Annotated in this window: 21 protein-coding genes; 12 read left to right on the plus strand and 9 right to left on the minus strand. The window is 41.0% G+C overall.

The features are described from left to right. Positions 1 to 24: 24 nt before the first annotated feature. The 3 genes from NIES592_RS20765 (at position 25) to NIES592_RS20775 (ending at position 2726) form a co-directional block, all read left to right on the plus strand. A complete protein-coding gene (locus NIES592_RS20765) occupies positions 25 to 819 on the plus strand; it encodes a PspA/IM30 family protein (protein WP_073556768.1) in 795 nt (264 codons plus the stop codon). 278 nt (positions 820 to 1097) lie between these two features. After that, positions 1098 to 1427: a thioredoxin family protein gene (locus NIES592_RS20770; RefSeq protein WP_062245654.1), complete on the plus strand. Its 330-nt coding sequence runs from the start codon at positions 1098 to 1100 to the stop codon at positions 1425 to 1427. A 96-nt stretch (positions 1428 to 1523) separates the two neighbouring features. Then, complete coding sequence (locus NIES592_RS20775; RefSeq protein WP_073556769.1) at positions 1524 to 2726, plus strand: LL-diaminopimelate aminotransferase; 1203 nt, start codon at positions 1524 to 1526, stop codon at positions 2724 to 2726. Positions 2727 to 2732: 6 nt separating this feature from the next. On the opposite strand, the gene NIES592_RS20780 is transcribed toward NIES592_RS20775, so the two are convergent. The 3 genes from NIES592_RS20780 to NIES592_RS20790 all read right to left on the minus strand — a co-directional run bounded on the left by NIES592_RS20780 (position 2733) and on the right by NIES592_RS20790 (position 5094). Beyond that, the gene (locus NIES592_RS20780; protein WP_073556770.1) at positions 2733 to 3359 is read right to left on the minus strand and encodes a TenA family protein; all 627 of its coding nucleotides are present in this window, start codon (positions 3357 to 3359) and stop codon (positions 2733 to 2735) included. A gap of 139 nt (positions 3360 to 3498) precedes the next feature. Continuing rightward, entirely contained in the window at positions 3499 to 4269 is a 771-nt protein-coding gene (locus tag NIES592_RS20785; protein ID WP_073556771.1) for a pentapeptide repeat-containing protein, read from the minus strand. Between the two features lie 495 nt (positions 4270 to 4764). Further along, a complete protein-coding gene (locus tag NIES592_RS20790; protein WP_062245645.1) occupies positions 4765 to 5094 on the minus strand; it encodes a hypothetical protein in 330 nt (109 codons plus the stop codon). A gap of 418 nt (positions 5095 to 5512) precedes the next feature. Between NIES592_RS20790 and NIES592_RS20795 the strand changes: the two genes are divergently transcribed. From NIES592_RS20795 to NIES592_RS20805, 3 genes are all read left to right on the plus strand, one after another. Beyond that, positions 5513 to 8482 (plus strand): PAS domain-containing hybrid sensor histidine kinase/response regulator, encoded by a 2970-nt coding sequence (locus NIES592_RS20795; RefSeq protein WP_073556772.1) that lies wholly within the window; start codon positions 5513 to 5515, stop codon positions 8480 to 8482. A 276-nt stretch (positions 8483 to 8758) separates the two neighbouring features. Beyond that, the gene (locus NIES592_RS20800) at positions 8759 to 9583 is read left to right on the plus strand and encodes an ABC transporter permease (protein ID WP_305887806.1); all 825 of its coding nucleotides are present in this window, start codon (positions 8759 to 8761) and stop codon (positions 9581 to 9583) included. Between the two features lie 325 nt (positions 9584 to 9908). After that, positions 9909 to 11768 carry a bifunctional serine/threonine-protein kinase/formylglycine-generating enzyme family protein gene (locus NIES592_RS20805; protein WP_062245641.1) on the plus strand — a complete coding sequence of 620 codons (1860 nt, stop codon included), beginning with the start codon at positions 9909 to 9911 and terminating at the stop codon, positions 11766 to 11768. Positions 11769 to 11808: 40 nt separating this feature from the next. Here the strand turns inward: NIES592_RS20805 and NIES592_RS20810 are convergent, their stop codons facing one another. After that, positions 11809 to 12033 carry a helix-turn-helix domain-containing protein gene (locus NIES592_RS20810; protein ID WP_009459008.1) on the minus strand — a complete coding sequence of 75 codons (225 nt, stop codon included), beginning with the start codon at positions 12031 to 12033 and terminating at the stop codon, positions 11809 to 11811. A 176-nt stretch (positions 12034 to 12209) separates the two neighbouring features. On the opposite strand from NIES592_RS20810, the gene NIES592_RS20815 reads away from it, so the two are divergent. The 4 genes from NIES592_RS20815 (at position 12210) to NIES592_RS20835 (ending at position 14522) form a co-directional block, all read left to right on the plus strand. Beyond that, entirely contained in the window at positions 12210 to 12419 is a 210-nt protein-coding gene (locus NIES592_RS20815) for a hypothetical protein (protein WP_062245639.1), read from the plus strand. Positions 12420 to 12690: 271 nt separating this feature from the next. Then, entirely contained in the window at positions 12691 to 13362 is a 672-nt protein-coding gene (locus NIES592_RS20825) for a ComF family protein (protein ID WP_073556774.1), read from the plus strand. 91 nt (positions 13363 to 13453) lie between these two features. After that, the gene (locus NIES592_RS20830; protein WP_009459012.1) at positions 13454 to 13915 is read left to right on the plus strand and encodes a PPC domain-containing protein; all 462 of its coding nucleotides are present in this window, start codon (positions 13454 to 13456) and stop codon (positions 13913 to 13915) included. 160 nt (positions 13916 to 14075) lie between these two features. Then, complete coding sequence (locus tag NIES592_RS20835) at positions 14076 to 14522, plus strand: acyl-CoA thioesterase (protein ID WP_073556775.1); 447 nt, start codon at positions 14076 to 14078, stop codon at positions 14520 to 14522. A gap of 43 nt (positions 14523 to 14565) precedes the next feature. Here NIES592_RS20835 and NIES592_RS20840 read toward each other — a convergent pair whose 3' ends face one another. Then, positions 14566 to 15951: a 2-succinylbenzoate--CoA ligase gene (locus NIES592_RS20840; RefSeq protein ID WP_073556776.1), complete on the minus strand. Its 1386-nt coding sequence runs from the start codon at positions 15949 to 15951 to the stop codon at positions 14566 to 14568. A 78-nt stretch (positions 15952 to 16029) separates the two neighbouring features. Between NIES592_RS20840 and NIES592_RS26040 the strand changes: the two genes are divergently transcribed. Beyond that, a complete protein-coding gene (locus NIES592_RS26040; protein WP_256678191.1) occupies positions 16030 to 16161 on the plus strand; it encodes a hypothetical protein in 132 nt (43 codons plus the stop codon). Between the two features lie 27 nt (positions 16162 to 16188). Here NIES592_RS26040 and NIES592_RS20845 read toward each other — a convergent pair whose 3' ends face one another. Then, the gene (locus NIES592_RS20845; RefSeq protein WP_073556777.1) at positions 16189 to 17130 is read right to left on the minus strand and encodes an o-succinylbenzoate synthase; all 942 of its coding nucleotides are present in this window, start codon (positions 17128 to 17130) and stop codon (positions 16189 to 16191) included. 103 nt (positions 17131 to 17233) lie between these two features. Then, positions 17234 to 18142: a 2-carboxy-1,4-naphthoquinone phytyltransferase gene (gene menA / locus NIES592_RS20850; RefSeq protein WP_073556778.1), complete on the minus strand. Its 909-nt coding sequence runs from the start codon at positions 18140 to 18142 to the stop codon at positions 17234 to 17236. Positions 18143 to 18441: 299 nt separating this feature from the next. Here menA and NIES592_RS20855 point away from each other — a divergent pair, with 299 nt between their 5' ends. Continuing rightward, positions 18442 to 19857, plus strand: a complete 1416-nt coding sequence (locus NIES592_RS20855; protein ID WP_062245626.1) for an isochorismate synthase — start codon at positions 18442 to 18444, stop codon at positions 19855 to 19857. Positions 19858 to 20442: 585 nt separating this feature from the next. Here NIES592_RS20855 and NIES592_RS20860 read toward each other — a convergent pair. Together NIES592_RS20860 and NIES592_RS20865 are read right to left on the minus strand one after the other, a co-directional pair. Beyond that, the gene (locus tag NIES592_RS20860; RefSeq protein WP_073556779.1) at positions 20443 to 21753 is read right to left on the minus strand and encodes a glutamate-5-semialdehyde dehydrogenase; all 1311 of its coding nucleotides are present in this window, start codon (positions 21751 to 21753) and stop codon (positions 20443 to 20445) included. Between the two features lie 69 nt (positions 21754 to 21822). Beyond that, positions 21823 to 22260, minus strand: coding sequence for a QcrA and Rieske domain-containing protein (locus NIES592_RS20865; protein ID WP_062245622.1), 438 nt, complete (start codon positions 22258 to 22260; stop codon positions 21823 to 21825).

Genomic DNA, 22260 nt, shown 5'->3' on the forward strand with positions numbered 1-22260 from the left:
ATCTCTCAAAGGAAAAACAAAGTTATGGGATTATTTGATCGGATTAGGCGAGTAGTCAGCGCCAACCTCAACGATTTAGTAAGTAAAGCTGAAGATCCCGAAAAAATGCTAGAACAAGCGATCCTGGAAATGCAGGAAGACTTAGTTCAGCTACGCCAGGGAGTAGCTCAGGCGATCGCGGCTCAAAAACGCACCGAAAAACAATACAACGATGCTCAAAATGAAATAAACAAATGGCAACGTAACGCTCAACTCGCCCTACAAAAAGGTGATGAAAATCTGGCGCGTCAAGCTTTGGAGCGTAAAAAGACTTTTACTGAGTCAGGAAATGCTCTCAAAGCCAGCTTAGAACAGCAAACTACCCAAGTCGAAAGTCTCAAGCGTAACCTCATCCAGCTGGAAAGCAAAATTTCTGAAGCTAAGACTAAGAAAGAAATGCTTAAAGCTCGGATCACTGCTGCCAAAGCTCAAGAGCAGCTCGAAGGTATGGTACGCGGTATGAATACCTCCTCAGCGATGGCAGCATTTGAGCGCATGGAAGAAAAAGTTTTGATGCAAGAAGCCCGCGCTCAATCAGCAGCTGAGTTGGCTGGTTCAGACTTAGAACACCAATTTGCGGCTTTGGAATCTAGCAGCGACGTTGACGATGAATTGGCTGCTTTGAAAGCTTCCCTTGCTCCTGCCAATCCTCCAAATCAACAAGCACTACCACCCCAAGAATCTACCACTAACACACAGCAAGCAAACACTTCCACATCTAACAATGAAGTGGTTGATGCTGAGTTAGAAGCGCTAGGCAAGCAAATAGACCAGATGTAACACCTTGATCATAATTTTGAAATTAATCCCACACCTTTTTGGATGTGGGATTTTGCGTCAAGGTTTTATTTACAACGCAAAGGGACGCAAAGTGAAGCGCGGAGGAACGCAGAGTACATATCAAATGTTTGCGTATTTGTCAATATGTATTTGTTAATAAATATCAATAGTTAATTGTCAGGAATAACTATTGAATATTGGCTATGGATGATTGACTACTTTGGGATACAGTAATTTTGTGTGTCAACTGATAACGATAACACCATTAGGAGACTGTAATGAGTAAGGGTGTCAAAAGCATAACTGATGCTGAGTTTGAAACCGAAGTTTTGCAAGCCGAGGAGCCAGTATTAGTTTACTTTTGGGCTTCTTGGTGTGGTCCTTGTCAATTGATGAGTCCACTAGTGAACCTTGCTGCCAATACTTATAGCGATCGCTTAAAAGTAGTAAAAATGGAAATCGACCCCAATCCACTTACTGTTAAGCAATACCAGGTAGAAGGGGTTCCAGCTATTAGGCTTATTCAAGGTAACAATATCTTGGCATCTGCTGAAGGAGTCATGGGTAAGGAGAAATTAATTAGTTTCCTAGATACTCACTTAAACTAGTCAATAGTCCAAAGTCAATAGTCAATAGTCCAGCGTCAAAAGGCATTGACCACTGACACTTGACAATTGACACTTGACACTTGACACTTGACTACAATGGAATTTGCCAAACGGTTACAACCCCTACAATCCAACGTATTCGCCGAGATGGATAAAGCTAAGGCCAAAGCTTTGGCTGCTGGACGGCGATTAATTGATTTATCTTTAGGATCTGCGGATCTGCCAGCCCCATCACACGTAGTGGATGCGATCGCCCAGTCTCTGTATGATCACAGTACCCACGGTTACTTGTTATTTCATGGCACGCAAGCTTTCCGTCAAGCTGCTGCCCAATGGTACGAGCAAAAATTTGGCATTGCTGTAGATCCAGAAACAGAAGTACTACCACTGATCGGTTCTCAAGAAGGCACTGCCCATTTACCTTTGGCAGTCCTTAACCCAGGGGATTTTGCTCTTTTACTCGATCCGGGTTATCCTTCTCATGCTGGCGGAGTTTACTTAGCTAGTGGTCAAATTTACCCAATGCCACTACGAGCAGAAAATGATTTTTTACCAGTTTTTGCTGACATTCCCGCCCCTGTCTTAGCACAAGCACGGATGATGGTGTTGAGCTATCCACACAATCCTACCAGCGCGATCGCCCCATTCTCTTTCTTTAAAGAAGCTGTCGCCTTTTGTCAGCAACACAACCTCATTCTTGTTCACGATTTCCCCTACGTTGATTTAGTTTTCGAGGAAAAAGAAATAGGAAATTCTAGAGAAATCCCCAATCGCAAATCTCTTGTCCCTTCGATTCTCCAAGCAGATCCAGAAAAAACCGTCTCAATCGAATTTTTTACTCTTTCCAAGTCTTATAACATGGGTGGCTTTCGGATTGGCTACGCAATTGGGAATCCTAAATTGATTAATGCTTTGCGTCAAGTGAAAGCAGCAGTTGATTTTAACCAATATCGTGGTATTCTAAACGGTGCGATCGCTGCTTTAGTGGGACCACAAGATATAGTTAAAACTTCAGTTGAGAAGTTTCGTCAGCGTCGGGATGCTTTCGTTAATGCTTTACATCGCATTAATTGGCATGTTCCTGTACCCAAAGCCACAATGTACGTTTGGGCAAAGTTACCAGAACCGTGGAGTCAAAATTCTATGGAATTTTGTACCCAACTAGTTGAAAACACGGGAGTGGCTATCTCTCCTGGTGCAGGTTTTGGCAAATTTGGAGAAGGCTATGTCCGCTTTGCCTTGGTACATGAACCACCCATACTAGAAACTGCTGTAAGTAGAATTGCTGAATTCCTATAGCTAATTTTACTCCCCAAATTGCCATGCCGCTTGAAAAAACTCTTGCTCACACAACATGGCATAGCGATAAGTCGAGTGGGCTGGAGTATAAGCAGTTGCAAAACGATCCACTAGACTTTCTAACTGTTGCACTAATGACGGAAAATCTGAGCTACTGTAAGTACGAATCCAGTCTGTGTATTGATGTTCGCCAATGCCATCTTCAGCCAATTTTTCCCCCAAAAAAGCATATAGACGCATACAGGGAGACATAGCAGTCGCAATTAAACCCACATCCCCACCCCAAGCAGTAGCTAGCAAAAAGTCTGTATAGTGACGTGTTGTTGCGCCTGGTTGTACAGAACGTAAATCAACTCCCCACTTAGTTGCATAGCCTTCATGCAGCTGTAGTTCTTGCAATACACCACCAGCTAAATCATGAAATGTCATAAATGCTTCCCAATCAGGCGCTTTCGCTGCGGCGACACTGTAAGCACGGGCAAAAGCTTCTAAGAAAAAAGCATCTTGCCCCACATAGTAAGCAAATTTCGCTGATGGCAGCGTACCATAAGCAATCCCTTGGACAAAAGGATGTAGTAAACAAGCTTTTGCTATGTCTTGATTTGCTTCCCACAATTGGTTAGAAATGGTCATTTGTTGGTTGCTGGTTGTTGGTTGGTTGTTGATTGTTGGTTGTTGTAGAGACGTGCCATGGCACGTCTCTACATTAGTTAGTGGTTAGTTGTTGCTTTTTCTTCCTTGTCCCCCATGTCCTCCCCACCTCGCCTTCTACTTAAAAAGGCAGAAACTGAAGCAACAGTGAAGTCACACTTCCAAAAAAGTCCATAAAACTGGGTTTACCAGGATCTAACCGCGCTGTTTGGGGCGTTTCTAGTTGTTTGATAAAAGCTTGTGCTGTTCGTATTCCATCACCATCGTTTTGATTAGTAAACAGTTTTTCTGCGGCTTGGGCGTCTTGAAAAGCACCTTGTTTATCAAAGAGCTGATAACGAGCCACTGCACGAGCCAAGTAAGCACCAGCATAATCTGATTTGAGTGCGATCGCTTGATTAAAATATTCTAACGCCCGTTGTTGATTACCTTTTTGCGCTTCTGCAACACCCCAAGCATAAAATTCCTCTGGTTTAGCAATTTGTAACGGGATACCATAAGCGCCCTGCAAGTTAGCGCCGTTGAGATTCACACCAGTCAAATCTGCATTGATTAGATAAGTACTTCTCAAGTCTGCACCCATGAGAATTGCCCCTGTCAGCTTAGTACCACTTAGATTTACACCAAATAAACTAGCACCGCTCAAGTCTGCACCAGCTAAATTCGCACCACTTAAGTTAGCACGACTGAGATTAGCACCACTAAGATTAGCTCCTTGAAGATTTGCCTTACTCAAATCAGCCATCACTAACCCCGCACCGCTAAGGTCACAGTTTTGACACTGCTTAGTGGCTAATAACTGTCTGATGTGTTCTGAATTTGCAGCTAAGACAGTTTGATGAAAGCTGATTGAAGCTGTAAATGTTGCTATAGCTAGGATTTGGCTTTTCATACTGGTGTGGCAATATTTGTTACTTAATATTGAATACTCAACCTTACCGTAGACACATTTATACTTCAGGTGAGTTTTTTCGGCCAACCCCAGCTTTGGAATGAAACCTCACCCCTCCTATCAGACACCCCTCTCCTTGGCAAGGAGAGGGGCTAGGGGTGAGGTTTTTCATACATTACCCGATGGATCAGCAGCATGAACTTTACGCAAATATCTAATTTTTAACTGGATATTAAAGATCTCTTCAAAAATCAAGATAATTTTTAATTACGAACACAGATGAACACTGATGGACACAGATATTGCTTGGCGCAGGATACATTATTATCGGTGTTTATCTGTGTTTATCGGTGTTCGTTTTTCTGGAAATAGACTTTTGCAAGCGGTATTTTAATTGGGGCGCGTTAAAGCAGAGCGTAACGCACCAAAAACATTTAGTTAATATTTGTTTATTCTCCACAATCAACGATGAATTTCTCGTTGATGCTAAACAAACTACCACCAAACTCTATTACCTTCTTCATCTACTCTTGCTTGTCGAATGACATCAGAAATTTCTTCTGCATCTTTAACATGGTGGAGTGCTTTTTTTTCACCATCAGGCTCTTCCACTATAAAGTAGGTAGGAACTTTGATGTGGTCTCCTGTGATGTCAGGAGAATCAACAGCGACTTGTTGACTTTTTTCTTCGATTGTTTGAGGTTCATCAGCAATGCGATCGCCTGGATTTGCTGTTAAATTTCTTTCCTTGACGTTTGGCTCTTCCTGGGAATGCCAATCTTCACTTACCGGTTGATTGATTTGATTTTCTTTTTGGTCTTTCATAGTAAAAATTTTTGTGTTTTTTATTGATTCCTTACTATGACCACTGTAGTCAATCAAAATCTTGATTTGTTCCTTCGCCAGGAGTAATCTCAGTTTATGTACATTGGTATAAATATCGTAGTTTGTAGCAAATAGATAATGACTTGTTGCTCTTTATTGCTAGATTTCTCTCAACAAGTATAAACAAATGACTAATGTACAGACTGATTTAGCTTATGATAGTTAGAGGCTGGGATAATGAAATATTTACCAAAACCAGTCCCTACTAATCAGTAATTACTAATCTAATTTTGAAAATAGATAAATAGTAAAGAATACCTATCATCCTTCTAAGGATAGAATATTTTGTCATAAAATCTAACTCATTCAGAGATAAATTTTAGTTAAAATTTTGTATATTTTTCCAATTGGATAAAAAATGCCAGATTTTGAGCAGTCTCTACAATCATTGGCTGATGGCAAGCTGTCTTGGCAGCAAGTCTCAGAAAAATTCACGCATTCGATGAGCAAAGACCAAGAGCGAGCAATGGTGCTTCAGCTTGCGGATGGTCGCATTCAAGCCTGTAACCCTGAATCGGAGCGGATTTTAGGACTAACAGCAGAGCAGCTTATTGGGCGTAATTGGCTGGATGCACCCTGGCAAGCCATTAATGTAGATGGTTCTCCTTTTTCTCAGGAAAATCATCCATTTATGGTTGCCCTTACCACAGGTAAATCCTGTTTGAATGTTGTGATGGGATTGTATCAGCCGCATGGTGAGCTTGTCTGGCTACTTGTGAACTCACAACCTTTGTTCTTACCAGGAAAAACTAAACCTTATAGTATTGTCACAACTTTTACTGAGATTACAGTCACATCAAATCTACAATCAGTTTTAGAAATGCATGAAGTTGCTTTAGCAACTGCCTTAAGAGAAAATCCAAATATTACAGAGCAACGGCGTACAGAAACTGCCTTACGGCAAAGTAATGAACGGTTTGAACTAGCTGCTGCGGCTGCGAATTGCCTAATTTACGATTGGGATAAGAAAAGTGATTTTGTAAACAGAACTCAAGGTTTAACTGAACTTTTGGGTTACACGCTAGACGAAGTTGAACCAACCTCAGCATGGTGGCGATCGCATATTCATCCTGATGATCTGCCACAAGCCGAACAGGAGTTTACAGAAAGTCTAGCCCAGGGAGACCGTTTTTGCACCCAGTATCGAGTCCGTCATCAAGATGGCTACTATCTGTGGGTAGAAGACCGGGGATTAGCAGTACGAGATCATAATCATCACATTATCAGGATAGTTGGCATCACCACTGATATCAGCGATCGCAAACAAACAGAAGCAGACTTACGCGAAAGTGAAGAACGCATTCGCCTAGCCACCGCAGCAGCAGAGTTAGGAATGTGGTTTTGGGATCTCACCACCGACGAATTAGTATGGACTGCCAAATGCAAGCAACTGTTTGGACTTGCATCTAATACACAAATAAGCTACGAGGTATTTCTTAATTCTCTGCATCCAGATGATCGCCACTTTACCCATGAAGCAGTGATGCAAACTTTGGAAGGCAAGGTTGATTATGATGTTGAGTACCGCGTCATTTGGCCTAACGGTAGTTTACGTTGGATCGCAGCCAAAGGTCGATGCTTGTATGATCGCACAGGCAAAGCAGTGCGCATGATGGGTACTGCCCAAGATATTACTGAGCGCAAACACACAGAGGAAGCCCTACGTCAAAGCGAAGAACGCTACAGAATGCTGAGTGAAGGTATTCCCGAAATGGTTTGGACAACCAACGCCCAAGGTTTGACTGATTATACAAATCAGCGTTGGTGTGAATATTCGGGGCTTACTCTCGAAGAAACTGTGGGAACTGGTTGGCACAAAGTACTGCATCCAGACGACTTACCAACTACCATACAACGCTGGAAACAATCTTTGCAAACTGGAATTCCCTATGATAACGAACAGCGTTTCAAAAGAGCCAGTGATGGCACATATCGTTGGCATTTAGTGAGAGCTTATCCCCTCACAGACAATCAAGGAAACATTATCAAATGGTTTGGCACTTGTACTGATATTCACGACCAAAAACAAATAGAACAACAACGCGCTCACCTGTTAGAGTTGGAACAAGCAGCCCGTGCAGAAGCAGAAGCTGCTAACCGCATCAAAGATCAGTTTCTAGCCATTCTTTCTCACGAATTGCGATCGCCCCTCAACCCCATTCTTGGTTGGACAAAATTACTCAGAAATCGCAAGCTAGATCCAACAGCCACAGATCGTGCCTTAGACACCATTGAGCGGAATGCTAAACTACAAATTCAACTAATTGATGACCTACTAGATGTTTCCCGCATACTCCGAGGTAAACTCAGCCTCAATTTAGCCGTCGTCAACCTAACAACAGTAATTGATGCCGCATTAGAAACCGTGCAACTAGTCGCACAAACCAAAAAAATTCAACTTGAGTATATACTTCCAGATGGAGAGGACACAGGGACAAGGGAGACAGAGGGGAATGTAAGTAAAAGTTTCTCCACATCTTCCATTCTCGTTCAGGGGGACTCAAATCGCTTGCAGCAAGTCATTGGCAACTTACTTTCCAATGCAGTTAAATTTACACCCAGTGGCGGTAGGGTAGAAGTGCGCCTAGAAGTAGTCAACGATGGGGAGATGGGGGGAACAATATCACCCCACCACAAAAACCGCTACGCCCAAATCACAGTCACAGACACAGGTATGGGTATTTCTTCCGAATTTCTACCCCACGTCTTTGAATACTTTCGCCAAGCAGATAGCAGTACCACTAGAAAATTTGGGGGATTAGGACTAGGATTAGCAATAGTCCGCCATCTAGTCGAATTGCACAGCGGTGTCGTCACCGCCTATAGCCCAGGAGAAGGACAAGGAGCCACATTTACCGTAAAATTGCCCCTCATAGAACAACAAGGAGAAGGTAGAGAAAAAGACACAGAACAACAATCAAACAAACTTACCTCCTCCTACCTCGCAGGACTGCGGATACTAGTAGTAGATGATAACCCAGACACACGCAATTTTCTTGATTATTGTTTAAAAGAATATGGAGCGACAGTAACTGTTGCTAGTTCAGCAAACCAAGCCCTTACAGCCTTAGCACAATTGCAGCATGACTTATTAATCAGTGATATCGGCATGCCTGAGGTAGACGGCTACAGTTTGATAGAGCAAATCAGAGCAGTGCCTCCAGAACAGGGTGGAAACATTAGAGCGATCGCATTAACTGCCTACGCTGGAGATAGCGATCGCTCCCGACTATTAGCAGCAGGTTTCCAAGCCCACATTGCCAAACCAGTCGACATAGATCAATTATTGTTAGCGATCGCAGATTTGTGTCGCACAAAAAATAATTAAAAAATTCGGCGTTGCTGAATCTGGTCATGAATTATGTTTGTATACATTTTTGTAGAGACGTAGCATTGCTACGTCTCTACATATCCGTGAATTGTAAATTCATATCTTGATTCAGCAATGCCAAAAATTCTTTGTGTCTTGGAGTCTTGGTGGTTGTGATTTTTTACCACCAAGGCACAAAGGCACTAAGTTTTTTGAGTGAGGAATTTTTTGATTTTTATGCTTAATTGTGCTATTGTGATATGGGTAAGATGAATAAATATTAAAATCACGGGTGTGAACGTATTTCATTTAGGGGGAAAACCGCGTGTCTTATCCTGGCAAGCGGTTTTCTCGCTATTAATGTTTGTGTTAATGTATTTGCCAATTTTGGTACTTGGCTTTTACAGTTTCAATAAATCACCTTACGGTGCTACCTGGCAAGGGTTCACCCTAGGTTGGTATCGTCAACTGTTTGGTGATGAGCGAATTTTATTGGCTTTAAAAAATAGTTTAATAGTTGCCTTTTGTGCTGTAGGTATATCGGCGGTGTTGGGAACTTTAATGGCGGTGGGGTTGGGGCGCTATCACTTTCCTGGTAAAGCTTTGTATCGCGGTATTTCTTACCTACCGTTGATTATTCCCGATATTGCGATCGCTGTTGCTACTTTGGTGTTTCTCGCGGCGGTCGCTATTCCTCTGTTTGGCATTTCTTTGAGTGTATGGACTATTGTGGCGGCTCATGTTGTATTTTGTTTGGCTTACATTGGTTTAGTTGTTTCAGCGAGATTGACTAATTTAGATCCCTATTTAGAAGAAGCTGCGTTAGATTTAGGAGCTACACCAGTGCAGGCTTTTATCAAGGTGTTATTACCTCAATTAATGCCTGGGATTATCGCCGGTTGTCTGTTGGCATTTGTCTTGAGTTTGGATGACTTTCTTATCGCTACTTTTACTGCTGGTAGTGGTTCTAATACTCTACCAATGGAAATTTTTAGCCGCATTAGAACAGGAGTAAAACCCGATGTTAATGCTTTGAGCGTCATCTTAATTGTAATCTCTGCAACAGTTGCTTTGATCGCGGAATTAATCCGTGCTTCTTCAGAAAGAAAGAGTCAATAGTCAATGGTTAATTGTCATTAGTCACTATTTATTTTCCTCACACTCCTCACCTCCCCATTGCCCCCCAACACTAGCGCTTGACAAGAGCGATCGCTTCAGCTATTATCCTCTTCAGAACGGAAAAACCTACGCTCATATTTATTTATATTTAAAAAGTTCTAAGGTACAGATAAACAAATAAATAAAGGGTTTCTTCATCTGTATCACCTTCTGTACGAGCAACATCACAGATGAACTAATACTCATGCTTATTTGTCCACATATCTGTTTTCGATATAGATAGTATTGGGCCTGCTCTCGAAAAGATGTAATCCCTGGCTCGGCTATGCAAATCTGCCAAAATCCCAATTGCTCAAATCCCTTCAATGCTGATGACAATAGGTTTTGCATTAGTTGCGGACAAAGCAACTTTGGTGAATTGTTACGCAACCGCTACCACGTATCAAGATTGTTAGGCGAAGGCGGGTTTAGCAGAACTTATGCAGCAGAAGACATTGATAGACTTAATGCTCCCTGCGTCATCAAACAATTTTTTCCACAAGTTCATGGCACATCTGAACGCACTAAAGCAGCAGAATTATTCAAAGAAGAGGCTTTTCGACTGTATGAACTCGGAGAAAATCATCTACAAATTCCGAGATTATTGGCTTACTTTGAACAAGGTACAAGCTTGTATTTAGTACAAGAATTTATTCAAGGAAATACCCTTTTTGCAGAAGTAAGTCAACAAGCTTTTACTGAAGAAAAAATCCGAGAACTTTTAACTGACTTATTACCTGTTTTAGAATTTATCCATGCGCGCAATGTCATTCATCGTGATATTAAGCCAGAAAATATTATTCGTCGTCAAAGCGATGGCAAACTAGTATTGATTGATTTTGGTGGCGCTAAACAAGTTACGCAAACAAGTTTAGCTAGACAAGCTACAGTGCTTTATACACTTGGTTATGCACCCAGTGAACAAATGGCAGGCTTTGCTTGTCATGCCAGTGATTTGTATGCTCTAGGAGTGACTTGTGCGCGGCTCTTAACTGGCTGTTTACCTGTACGAGATGCTTATGGTCAAATTCATGACCGCCTTTTTGACCCTATGACTTGTAAATGGTTATGGCGGGAAATTCTTGCAGAAAAAGGGATTAGTGTCAGCGAAGATTTAGGAAATATTTTAGATAAATTGCTGAAACATTTAGCCTCAGAAAGGTATCAATCAGCAGCAGAAGTTCTCAAAGATTTAAATCCCCAAAAATCATTTTTTTCATTACCTGTTGTATCTACAACATCGCCAACATTCACGCCACACCAAACCCAATTATCGACAACAATACGACAATCAGTCACACCAGGATTTCCTGCTCTAGAAATTTTTGAATTTGACACAGTAACGGTAGACTCTACAGGTAGGGAAATTAAGCGTGATTATCGCACTGCCAATTACTATACAGAAGATTTAGGGCATGGTGTAACTATGGAAATGGTAGCCATTCCTGGTGGTAGCTTCTTGATGGGTGCAAGTGAAGAAGAAGGAGATGCTGATGAACGTCCGCAACATCGAGTCACCGTCGAACCCTTTTTTATAGGAAAATATCCTGTCACACAAGCCCAATGGAAAGCAGTTGCAGCTTTACCCAAAGTTAAACAGTCTTTAAATCCTTACCCCTCTAAATTCAAAGGTGCTAATCGACCAGTAGAAAATGTATCTTGGCATGAAGCAGTGGAATTTTGTGCCCGTTTGTGGAAAAAAACCGGGCGACATTATCGCTTACCCAGCGAAGCCGAATGGGAATATGCAGCTCGTGCAGGTACAACAACACCTTTCCATTTTGGTGAAACAATTACCTCTGAGTTAGCTAATTGTAGTAGCGGCGAATCTTCAGAAATCAAAAGTAAATATCGCAAAGAAACAACACCTGTAGGTAGTTTTGGTGTGGCAAATGCCTTTGGCTTATACGATATGCATGGGCTAGTTTGGGAATGGTGTGCTGATCCTTGGCATAAAAATTATGATGGCGCTCCTACAGATGGAACAGTATGGGAAGTAGGTGGAGATATGCACCGTCGGGTATTGCGGGGTGGTTCTTGGAGTTTTAGTCCAGAACTTTGCCGTAGCGCTAGTCGCAGCTGGAACGAAGCGGATGGGGGATTACGGATATGTGGTTTTCGGGTTGTGGCGACTTCTTTTGGATAGATTCCTCGAAAGCGCACCACCCGTTACGAACTAATAACTGTTAACTGATTTCATCAGCCTCCTCTACGTAATTCAAAAAATCACCTGGTTGGGCGTTTAATTTTTTACAAATAACTTCAACGCTTCCTCTATCTGGATAAATATTTCTATCCCTCCAAAGCCTAAATGCAGTTGCTCTTGGCAGTCCAGTGATTTGCCAAAATTTGTTGGCGCTGGGGATGCCTTTTTCTTTGCCAAATTCTTGAATTCTGTTGATTAGTCCCATTGTTTAAGACTACTCCAAGTATAATATTTTTTTAATATAATCTATTGACACGTCCCGTTAAATGAGATTAAATAGTAGTAGAGAAGGGCGATCGCACGACCAAGTACCCTCGCCCCTCTGTTCCTAAACATACATTCAGGACACTTCCATCAACATACATTTAGGACACTTCCATAATGCCACAACTTATTCTCTGTCAAACATTTACAAAAGGATTAATAAATTTAGCTTACATTCGTCAAGTTGATTTTCGGAATTTATCTAGTCAAAATCGATTACAGTATAGCTGCTTTATCACTTGGAGTAACGGTGAAAAAGAGATTTTTGTTGGCAAAGATGCTCAAGCTATTGCCCAAACACTGAAAAAAGTCACAAAACGAATTTAAGTATTCATCTAGGGTGAGCATCCTCACCCTACATAATTAGGGAAATATTTGTTACAACAACTAGAAGTTGTGATCGCATATCTTGCACCTCACCTGCCCAATATTCCGCCCGGAATTTTAATTCCGGGCTAATAGCTGAAGTAAGCTTCAGCTTACTCTGAAAAAGTTTATGACCAGTTTTAATCCAAAACTTTAGTTTAGGGCGTGAAGAGATAAGCGATCGCATTTACATAGTCTAATCCAATGTTTTTTTACTAATGACCAATGACAAATGAGCAATTGGAAAAACCTACTCGACCTCTTTCTCCAATCTAATTGTCCTTTGTGCCAGCGTTTCACCTCCCAAGAACTATGTCCAAACTGTATCCGTCAACTGCAAAAATGTCATAATCTTAAAACACAGTCTCTGCCAATATTTGCTTGGGGTACATATGGCGGTATCCTCAAACGAGCGATCGCTACAATGAAATACGAAAATCACCCGGAAATAGCTCGTCTGTTGGGTCAATTATTAGCACAAGCATGGCTATCACATCACGGGTGCGGGTGCGATCGTACCTTAGTAGTTGTTCCGATCCCACTGCACGCCCACAAGCTCAAGCAACGCGGCTATAATCAAGCTGCACTCATCGCTCAAAGCTTTTGCGAAGTAACTGGATTACAATTAAAAAAACATGGCTTAGAAAGAATTAAAGTAACTCAGGCACAGTTTAACTTATCTGCATCAGAGCGAGAAAAAAATTTAAATGAAGCCTTTGGATTAGGGAAAGACTTTTGTCTGCGTCCAAAAAACCCAGTGTTATTATTAGATGATATTTACACTACAGGAGCAACTGCCAGGTCTGCTATACAGACACTTCGTGAAAGTGGGATAAGTGTTTATGGTTTAGTAGCAGTTGCAATCACTGTGAAATCAGTCAACAGCGAACATTTATCACCCTGATAACTGATAACTGAATTATACATGGGCAAGCTGTGCCAGAGACAACTATAATTGAGCCAATCACGCTTAGTTTGTGGGAAAACTTTTAGGGATGAGAAGTCAGGCTTTTGTAGTAAGTTTAAAACAGATCGCTTTCATTCCTGCCTCTATGCTGGTAATTGGCGTAAGTTCAACAGCAGCTTTTGCTCAACTTAATAAGTTGTATAACCCAATTCCTCTACCTGGCAGTTATGAAGTTTCCGATACGCTGTCAGAAAAAGATATTCCCACAGGTCAGGGTGGATTTGCCCGTGATTATATGGTGACTCTGAAAAAGGGCGATAATCTAGCAGTTGATCTCAGTTCTGAAAGCTTTGACAGTATTGTTACTTTACTGGCTCCAGACGGCACGACAGTAGCAGAAAATGATGATGGCCCTGATGGTACCAGTAATTCCTTGTTATTTACTCGCATTACCGAACCTGGAACGTACATTGTTCGCGTCCGATCTTTTGGCGAAACTGGAGTAGGGGCTTTTAAACTTAAAGTAACGCGCTTGCAACCAGTCAAATAATTTAGGATTTAGATTTGAGCCTCTAAGTAGTAATCTATCCCATTAATTTTAGTTGGCTGTGAGATCCCGACTTTTTTTAAAAGTCGGGGATCTGGCCCCTCGCAATCCCTGAGAACTAATGATTATAAACAGCACTCATTCTAGCCAGCGTAATATATAAATGACTTTTACTTATCATCGCACTGTTCGCTTTCAAGATACTGATGCTGCTGGGGTAGTTTACTTTGCCAATGTTTTAAGTATTTGTCATGAAGCTTACGAAGAATCTTTAGAAGCATCTGGTATTAATCTTAAGGAGTTTTTTAGTAACCCAACAGTAGCTTTTCCGATTGTTCATGCTAATGTTGACTTTTTTCGTCCAATGTTTTGTGGTGATAAATTAATCGTTAGTTTAATGCCACAAAAACTGAGTATTGAAAAGTTTGAAATCAATTACGAAATTGCACTAGCAGATGTAATGGTAGCTAAGGCATTTACTAGGCATGTTTGCATTGATGTCACTAGCAGACAAAAAACAGAATTACCTCAGCAGATGATTGAATGGTTGGAAGTAAACGCATCAGACGCAGAGAAAGCAGAGAGAAGAAAATCGAGAGAAGCGATTTGAAAACTTAAAATTCTCATGTCTAAAAACTCCGCGTTCCTCTGCGCTATCTCTGCGTCTTTCTGCGTTTCAAAATGCTATCTAAAGCTATTGCCCGTAACTGCTGTCGGTTAATTTTACCTTGAGAGTTGCGGGGTAACTTTTCAACAGGAATCCAGTGTTTAGGAAGCTTAAATTTACTGAGTTTATCTTTGAGTAAATTTTGAATTTCTGCTATAGAATAATCTAAGTTTTTAGGGACATAAATAGCTGTTACAGCTTGTCCCCAATATTGATCTGGAATACCCACAACACAAACATCACTTACCATTGCAGTTGCTTTAATTGCCGATTCTATTTCTGGAGGGTAGACATTTTCTCCGCCCGTGATGATTTTGTCGCTGTTACGTCCTACAATATTTAAATAACCTTTGTTGTCTATGAAGCCGATATCATCTGTAGAAAAAGTAGGGACTGGGGGCTGGTGGTTAGCAGCTAGGGGATAATAACCAAGTGCTAAAGATTCTGCTTGAATTGTGATATTTCCTGTTTGGTTAGTATTTAAAATATCGCCTTTGTCATTGCAAATTAAAACTTTGGCATGAGGCAGAATTTGACCACTATTAACTTTACCATTGAGAAAATCATCTGGTTTGAGTGCGGCAATTTGAGAAGCAGTTTCTGTCATACCATAGGTGAGAGCTAGGCGGATTTGGTAATATCTCGCTTTTTCTAAAATTTCATCCCAAGCTGGCGCACCTCCTAAAAGGACTGTTTGAAATTGGGACAGCCATGTTGTTAAATCTGAGTTTTGCAGCAAGCTTTGTAGCTGAGTTGGTACTAAAGAGATGAAAAATTCTGCTGCTTCCAATTGATCTAATTGATAATCTGCTAATTTTTTAAAAGCTGAAATTACCAATTTACCACCAGTAGTAAAACAACGCATAAATTGCATCAAACCACTAACATGATATAAAGGTAATACACAAAATGAATTGACTTTTTCTAGTTGAAAATATTCTGTAAAACCGCGTACTGAAGCTGTGAGAGTTTCCCAGGTATGAACAGCAAATTTAATCTTACCTGATGAACCTCCAGTAGAAACCATGATATGTGGGTAATTGGTAATTGGTAATTGGTAATTGGTTTTGTTATTATCGATGACCAATTCCTTATAACTAGTTCCCCAAATAATATCTGGCTGGACTAAATCAAATACTTGTTCCCATTCCTGTTTTGCCCAATTAGGATTACAAAGAAAAATAGGACATTTTGCACTAACAGCAGCGAGAAAACCTGCTAAAAATCGTACGGGTTCGCGTTCGGCTAAAATGATTTTTGGTGGTGTTTGCCAGTCGGAAAATTGTGTTAACTCTAGATAAAATTGTTCAGTTAACTGTGCCAGTTGATCACTGCGATCGCACACCAAAGTAAAATTCCCTAAAAACTCCATTTTGGTTGGTTGTTAGTTATTGTAGAGACGTGCCATGGAACGTCTGTACATTGGTTAGTGGTTAGTAGTTAGTGGTTAGTGGTAATTCCTCCACCTCTCATACTCCTCATACTCCTCACACTATCTGTAGGTGGTGGTGCAGGTGAGCGATCGCCCCCCTCTCATACTCCTCATACTCCTCATACTCCTCACACCCCACCCTTACCTTAAGCCGAAGAAGGCGCGTCTACACACCCCTCACACCCCCCACCTCTCCACCCCCTCTTCCTCAACAAAATAATGATCAACACCAAAACCCATCGCCCGGTTGTATCTGGATAATTCTACTGCTATTTGCAGGGCAGCTTTTCTACCAATAGCGGTTTCAAATACAGAAGAAAACACCGCATCAATTTCATGCTGCTGGCAAAATTGACGTAGGCGAGACGGGGAACCGACGATTCCTGGTTTAATGACGAAAATTCCTCGCCAACCTTGTTGAAAGCAGTACTTTAGCTGTGGGAGTGTAGCAACAGACTCGTCTAAAGCGATCGCTGTTTGATAGCGTTGACTCAACTCCACCATTACCGGAAATTCATCTACAGATAGGGGTTGTTCGAGAAATTCAATATTGGCTTTGCAGCGATCGCAACTCTCCAACCACAACTTTGCTTGTTCTTGGTTCAATCCACCATTAGCATCTAATCGCAGTTTTGCAGAGGCTGGTAAGCTTTGGGTGAGTAAATCTAAAATTTTGAGTTCAACAGGCGTAGGATAAACCCCGATTTTCCACTTAAAAGTAGAATACCCCTGCTGCCACAAATTTTCCCACGCTTGTAGTGCTAGTTCTCCTGCGGGTAGTAAAGCGCTGTGAGTGAGGGGAGTGGGGGGAGTGTGAGGAGTGGGGGGAGAAAAAAGTGCTGATTCAAATCCAAATTGACAAGCCGGTAATTGATCCGGGATAGAAAAAATTGTTTCTTCTGTAATTTCTTGTGGTAGGTGACAACAAAAATCCCAAGCCTGTGCTAGGGTTTCGGAACCAAACCAGCTAATCGGCGCTATTTCTCCCCAACCTACTTTGTTAGTTTCGTCTGTGAGGCGAAGAATAATACCTTCACGGATCTCCCAGACACCATGACTAGTAGCAACCCCGCGCACAAATTTTCTTCGGTAAGGACGAAAGTCAAATTGATAATTCACTACCTCTAGATCAAATAAATTTCATCATTTGTAATAACAAATGACCAATGACTAAGGACTAAGGACAATCACCACGAGTCAGTTTCAAAATCAAATCGCGTTGTCAAAGCAGAAATCCCACACCAAACAGCAAGCAACACCAAAAATGGACGGCGACGGCGATGAATTTACAGTTACTAACTTGTTCTGGGTTGTGATGATTTTGCTGGACGTGGCGACATAACTTGATCGCGAAGGGTAAACTCACCCAACTCAGTAATGTCCATGGGGGGAAAACAGCTGCAAGTACAAATACCAAGGTGAGGGCGTAAATACTAGCAGTAAACCAACTAAGGAGTTGTGCGCCTCTTTGAGTTCCCAAACGGACGATGGGCGATCGCTTCCCTGCGGCTAAATCGTCTTTAACCTGGTGAAAGTGCGAACAGTACAAAATCAGAGTTGTGGCGATACCAACAATCGCTGAAGCTGCTAAATTCTGTGTTGACCAACTTTGAGTTTGGCTGTAGTATACAGCCGCCATGCCAATTGGCCCAAAGGCAAAAAAGCACAAGATTTCACCCAAACCCTGGTATCCTAAACGAAAGGGAGGCCCTTGGTAAAAGTAGCCCAAAGCACAACAGACTAGAATTAACCCAATTACAGTCCAGTCATGCTGCCACCAAGCGATCGCCAGTATTCCCAGCAAGCCTATACATAAAAATATATTTCCTAACCAAAATATTAATAGTTTGTTACCTGTTAAGTTCACCAAAGAATGATGTTTATTTTGATCAATTCCTGTTTCAGAATCAAAGACATCATTGCTGAGGTTTTCCCATGCCAAAATCAAAATTGCCGCAGCTAAAAAAACAGAAAAAACAGTCCAATTCCAAATTTTCGTTTCTGCATATGCAATAGCCGTTCCTACCCAGATGGGCATAATTGCAACACTGTACATCGGCGGTTTTATTGCCGCCATCCATAATTTATTTTTGGCATTCTTTTTGGGATATGAAATCAGATTTGTAGTCATCATTCGCACTTAATTGTATTATCAGCACTTTCTTCTGTCCAAAATTTCTGGTCTTATCCAAGCTATCTACAGGTAACACCTCAAGAAAGATTTTTCTACGTCTGCGATTAATTTCTTATTAATGGCCACAATCTGCACCACAAAACTAGGTCTTACCACACATGGTATTGCAAAACCATAATTTGGCAGAGCCAACACGCTGGTGAAACAGCGACTGTTTGTGTTACCTGTAGAAATACGACCATGATTTATCACTGTTTAGGAAGATTACTTCAAAAAAATTTACTATTTTTAGATCCATGACAGTTTCACCATGTGCCGCTGACTTTTGTGTATATAATAGGGAACTATACCAATTTCTTGTTGCTGCTCAGCGGAAGAGTATCAAAAATAATTCCACTCAAATTGCCAGTATTTCGCTGGAAATTAACTTGGTTGACCCCTTAGTAGTACTGAATAAACTGGCACAACCACATCAACTAAATTTTTATTGGGAAAACCAGAGCAAAAAAGAAGCGATCGCTGCAATTGGTGCTGTAGCAAAATTACAACTACAGGGAAAGGAACGGTTTACCAAATCTGAAGGATTTATCAAGTATTGTTTAAAAAACATAATTAATTTTGCCACCACAGAAAGAACTTTTTCCAAACCTCTGTTTTTTTGTGGTTTTAGTTTTTTTGATATCAATAAACAAGAAAATTATCCATTTCCAGCAGCTACGGTTTTTCTTCCTCGTTGGCAAATAGCCGTAAAAGAAGAATGCTGTATCTTAGTTGCTAATTTTAGCATCCATGCAGACGTCAATATTGAAAAAATATTGCAGATTCTCTGGAGAAAAATTGAAATTATTCACTCTTGGGAATTTTATTCCCCTCACCAAAATTTTCAAGAGCCAAAGTTCAGTAAAAAATCAGTTGCTAATCCAGAAAAGTTTAAAAATTCGGTATTGTCAGCATTAGAAACGATTCGCTCTACCCATGTGAGTAAAATTGTGCTAGCAGATGCACTAGACGTTAGCTCCAACACCCCATTTGATTTATTTAATTCCTTGCATAACTTGCGACAGCTACATCCAAATTGTTATATTTTCTCTACAAGTAACGGTAAAGGACAAAACTTTATTGGTGCGAGTCCAGAACGTTTAATCTGTATTCACAACCAACAACTGATCACCGATGCTTTAGCAGGTAGCGCAGCACGGGGTAAAACACCTGCGGAAGATGCTACTAACGCCGATCGCCTACTCAACAGTGAAAAAGAAAGACACGAACACTCCCTAGTAATTGACTTTATTACTCAACGCCTCTCACAACTAGGTTTATTACCGCAAATATTACCGCCTCGCTTACGACAATTATCTAATATTCAGCATCTATGGACACCTATTAGCGCCATCGTTCCCGATGAAGTGCATCCCTTAAAGATAGTTTCCCAACTGCATCCCACACCAGCAGTTGCAGGTACTGCACCAGATGCAGCCTGTGTGGAAATTCGGCGTTACGAAAGCTTTGAGAGGGGTTTATACGCCGCACCCTTGGGATGGGTAGACGCAGATGGTAACTGTGAGTTTATTGTTGGTATTCGTTCCGCACTTATAGATGGCGATCGCGCGAGACTTTACGCAGGTGCTGGTATCGTAGCAGGTTCCGATCCTGAAAAAGAACTTGCAGAAATTCAACTCAAGCTGCAAGCGTTACTCAAAGCATTAGTTTAATAGGACTGGGTTTAAGGGAAAGAACATAATTAGAAATCAAAATATAAGTAAATCAGTAGGTATTTACTTTTTCCCTACACCCTGACACACCTAAACTTTCATACCCCTACTTTGAAAATTCCAGGCGATCGCATCGTACTCATTTTTTATCCTGTGTTTTTTTGAACTGCGAACATACAACACAATTTTAAAATCGAACATATCAAAGTATTAGTAAAATCTATCATAAGTATTTATCACCTTCTCCACAGCCAAAAGTGCCAAACTGGCAACTAAGCCTACTTTTTTTTATTTATTATCTCAGGTAATATATTGAATAAGCTTAACCAGCGGTGCTAAAACCATTACCTACCATTTACCGTTTTACATTTTAAATTACGTAACAACGTAGGAAGCATAATAACATCAATTAACCAATCTATGCTGTTTCAGAATTGATTGTGCTTTGCTCATTTACTTATGTAACTCACATATATTTGAACAAAACATTTTCTTGGTGTCTTTGTGTCTTTGTGGTGAAAAAAGAAATCCTATTGAACCACCAAGACACTAAGGCACTAAGTTGAATCAGCAAAAGGCAATATTTTATGCCAAATCCTTGTGAGTAAAAGATTTGGCATTAGCACCAGTATAATTAGCAGCAATATGACCATCACCTGTTAACTGGTACTTGTATGTAACTAATCCTTCTAAACCAACAGGACCACGAGGTGGCATTTGTTGAGTACTAATTCCAACCTCCGCACCAAAACCATAACGGAAGCCATCTGCGAAGCGAGTAGAACAGTTGTGGTAGACTCCAGCAGAATTTACTAATGCTAGGAAAGTTTCAGCCGCCTTTGCATTTTCAGTGATGATCGCATCGGTATGTTTAGAACTGTAATCATTAATGTGAGCAATCGCTTCTTCTAAAGAATCTACAATTTTAATTGCCAAAATCAAATCGCTGTATTCAGTTTCCCAATCTGTTTCTGTGGCTAATGGGAGACTTGGTATAATTTTGCGGCTGCGTTCATCGCCTCTTAGTTCAACATTTTGGGTTTGCAAAGCCTCAGCAATTTTTGGTAGAAAATCCTGGGCAATTTCAGCATGAATTAGCAAAGTTTCGATGGCATTACATGCAGCCGGATAGTGAGTTTTGGCATCAACAGTTATAGTAATTGCTTTCTTGAAATCAGCAGCTTTATCTATATAAAGATGACAAATGCCATCCGCATGTCCTAGTACAGGTATGCGGGTATTTTCCTGCACAAACCGTACAAAAGAGTTAGAACCTCGAGGAATAATTAAATCTATATATTTATCTAGTTTTAAAAGTTCTAAAGTTTCTTCTCTGGTTGTTAATAACTGCACTACATCTGGGTTAACAGCAGTTGCTGATAATCCCTGTTTAATTGCTTTGACTATGGCTTCACAAGAACGAATCGCTTCTTTACCACCTTTGAGAATCACGCCGTTACCCGACTTAATTGCCAAAGCTGCAATTTGAATTGCTGCTTCTGGACGCGCTTCAAAAATTACGCCTAAAACTCCCAATGGACATGTGATGCGTTTGAGAATTAAACCTGTATCTAGTTCGCGGTTAATTTGTACTGCACCCACAGGATCGGCAAGTTTGCCAACATCTCTGACTCCTGCGATCGCATCTTTTAACTTATACTCATCTAACTGCAAGCGTTTATAAAGTGGTTTGGCAATACCTTCAGCAGCAGCAGTTTGACAATCAGCAACATTCGCTTGTAGGATTTGATCTTTTGCTGATTCTAAAGCTTGAGCGATCGCTTCGAGCGCTTGATTTTTTGCCTCCGTTGATGAAACTGAAAGCTTAAGTGCTGCCAAACGGGTTTTTTTAGCTATTGCAACTAGGTTTGATGAGTTATCACCAGAAATATTCATGCCACACAACAACCTAAATAGATAGGGTGTATTTACTTTTTATCTCAGACCGGATGTCGCATTATTAACTTATTTTATTTTCACCAAAACTTCCTTATCTTCCACCTTGGCTGTGTAGGTAGAAAGAGGTTTTTCTGCTGGTCCATTTGTCACTTTGCCATCACTGGCAAACTTAGAACCATGACAGGGACATACAAAAGAACTTTGGTCTTGATTCCATCCCACAACACAACCTTTATGAGTACAAGTGGGGTTGACGGCTATTATCTGGCTGGTATTCTTAGGATATTTAACGATTAACACCTTACCAGCAGCAGTTTCCCCGTTTAAGAGTTGACCGTTTTTCTCTAAATCTGCGACCGTGCCAACTACTTGAAAACCATCAGCACGAGGAGGAGTAGTAGTCACTTGGGATTTGGTTTCCGAAGAACAAGCCGCAATGACTACAGGTAGAGAACTAGCTAAACTCCCCACACCCACCCAACCGATAAATTCACGACGATTCAT

The sequence above is a fragment of the Fischerella major NIES-592 genome (assembly GCF_001904645.1).
GTDB classification, from domain to species: Bacteria; Cyanobacteriota; Cyanobacteriia; order Cyanobacteriales; family Nostocaceae; genus Fischerella; species Fischerella thermalis.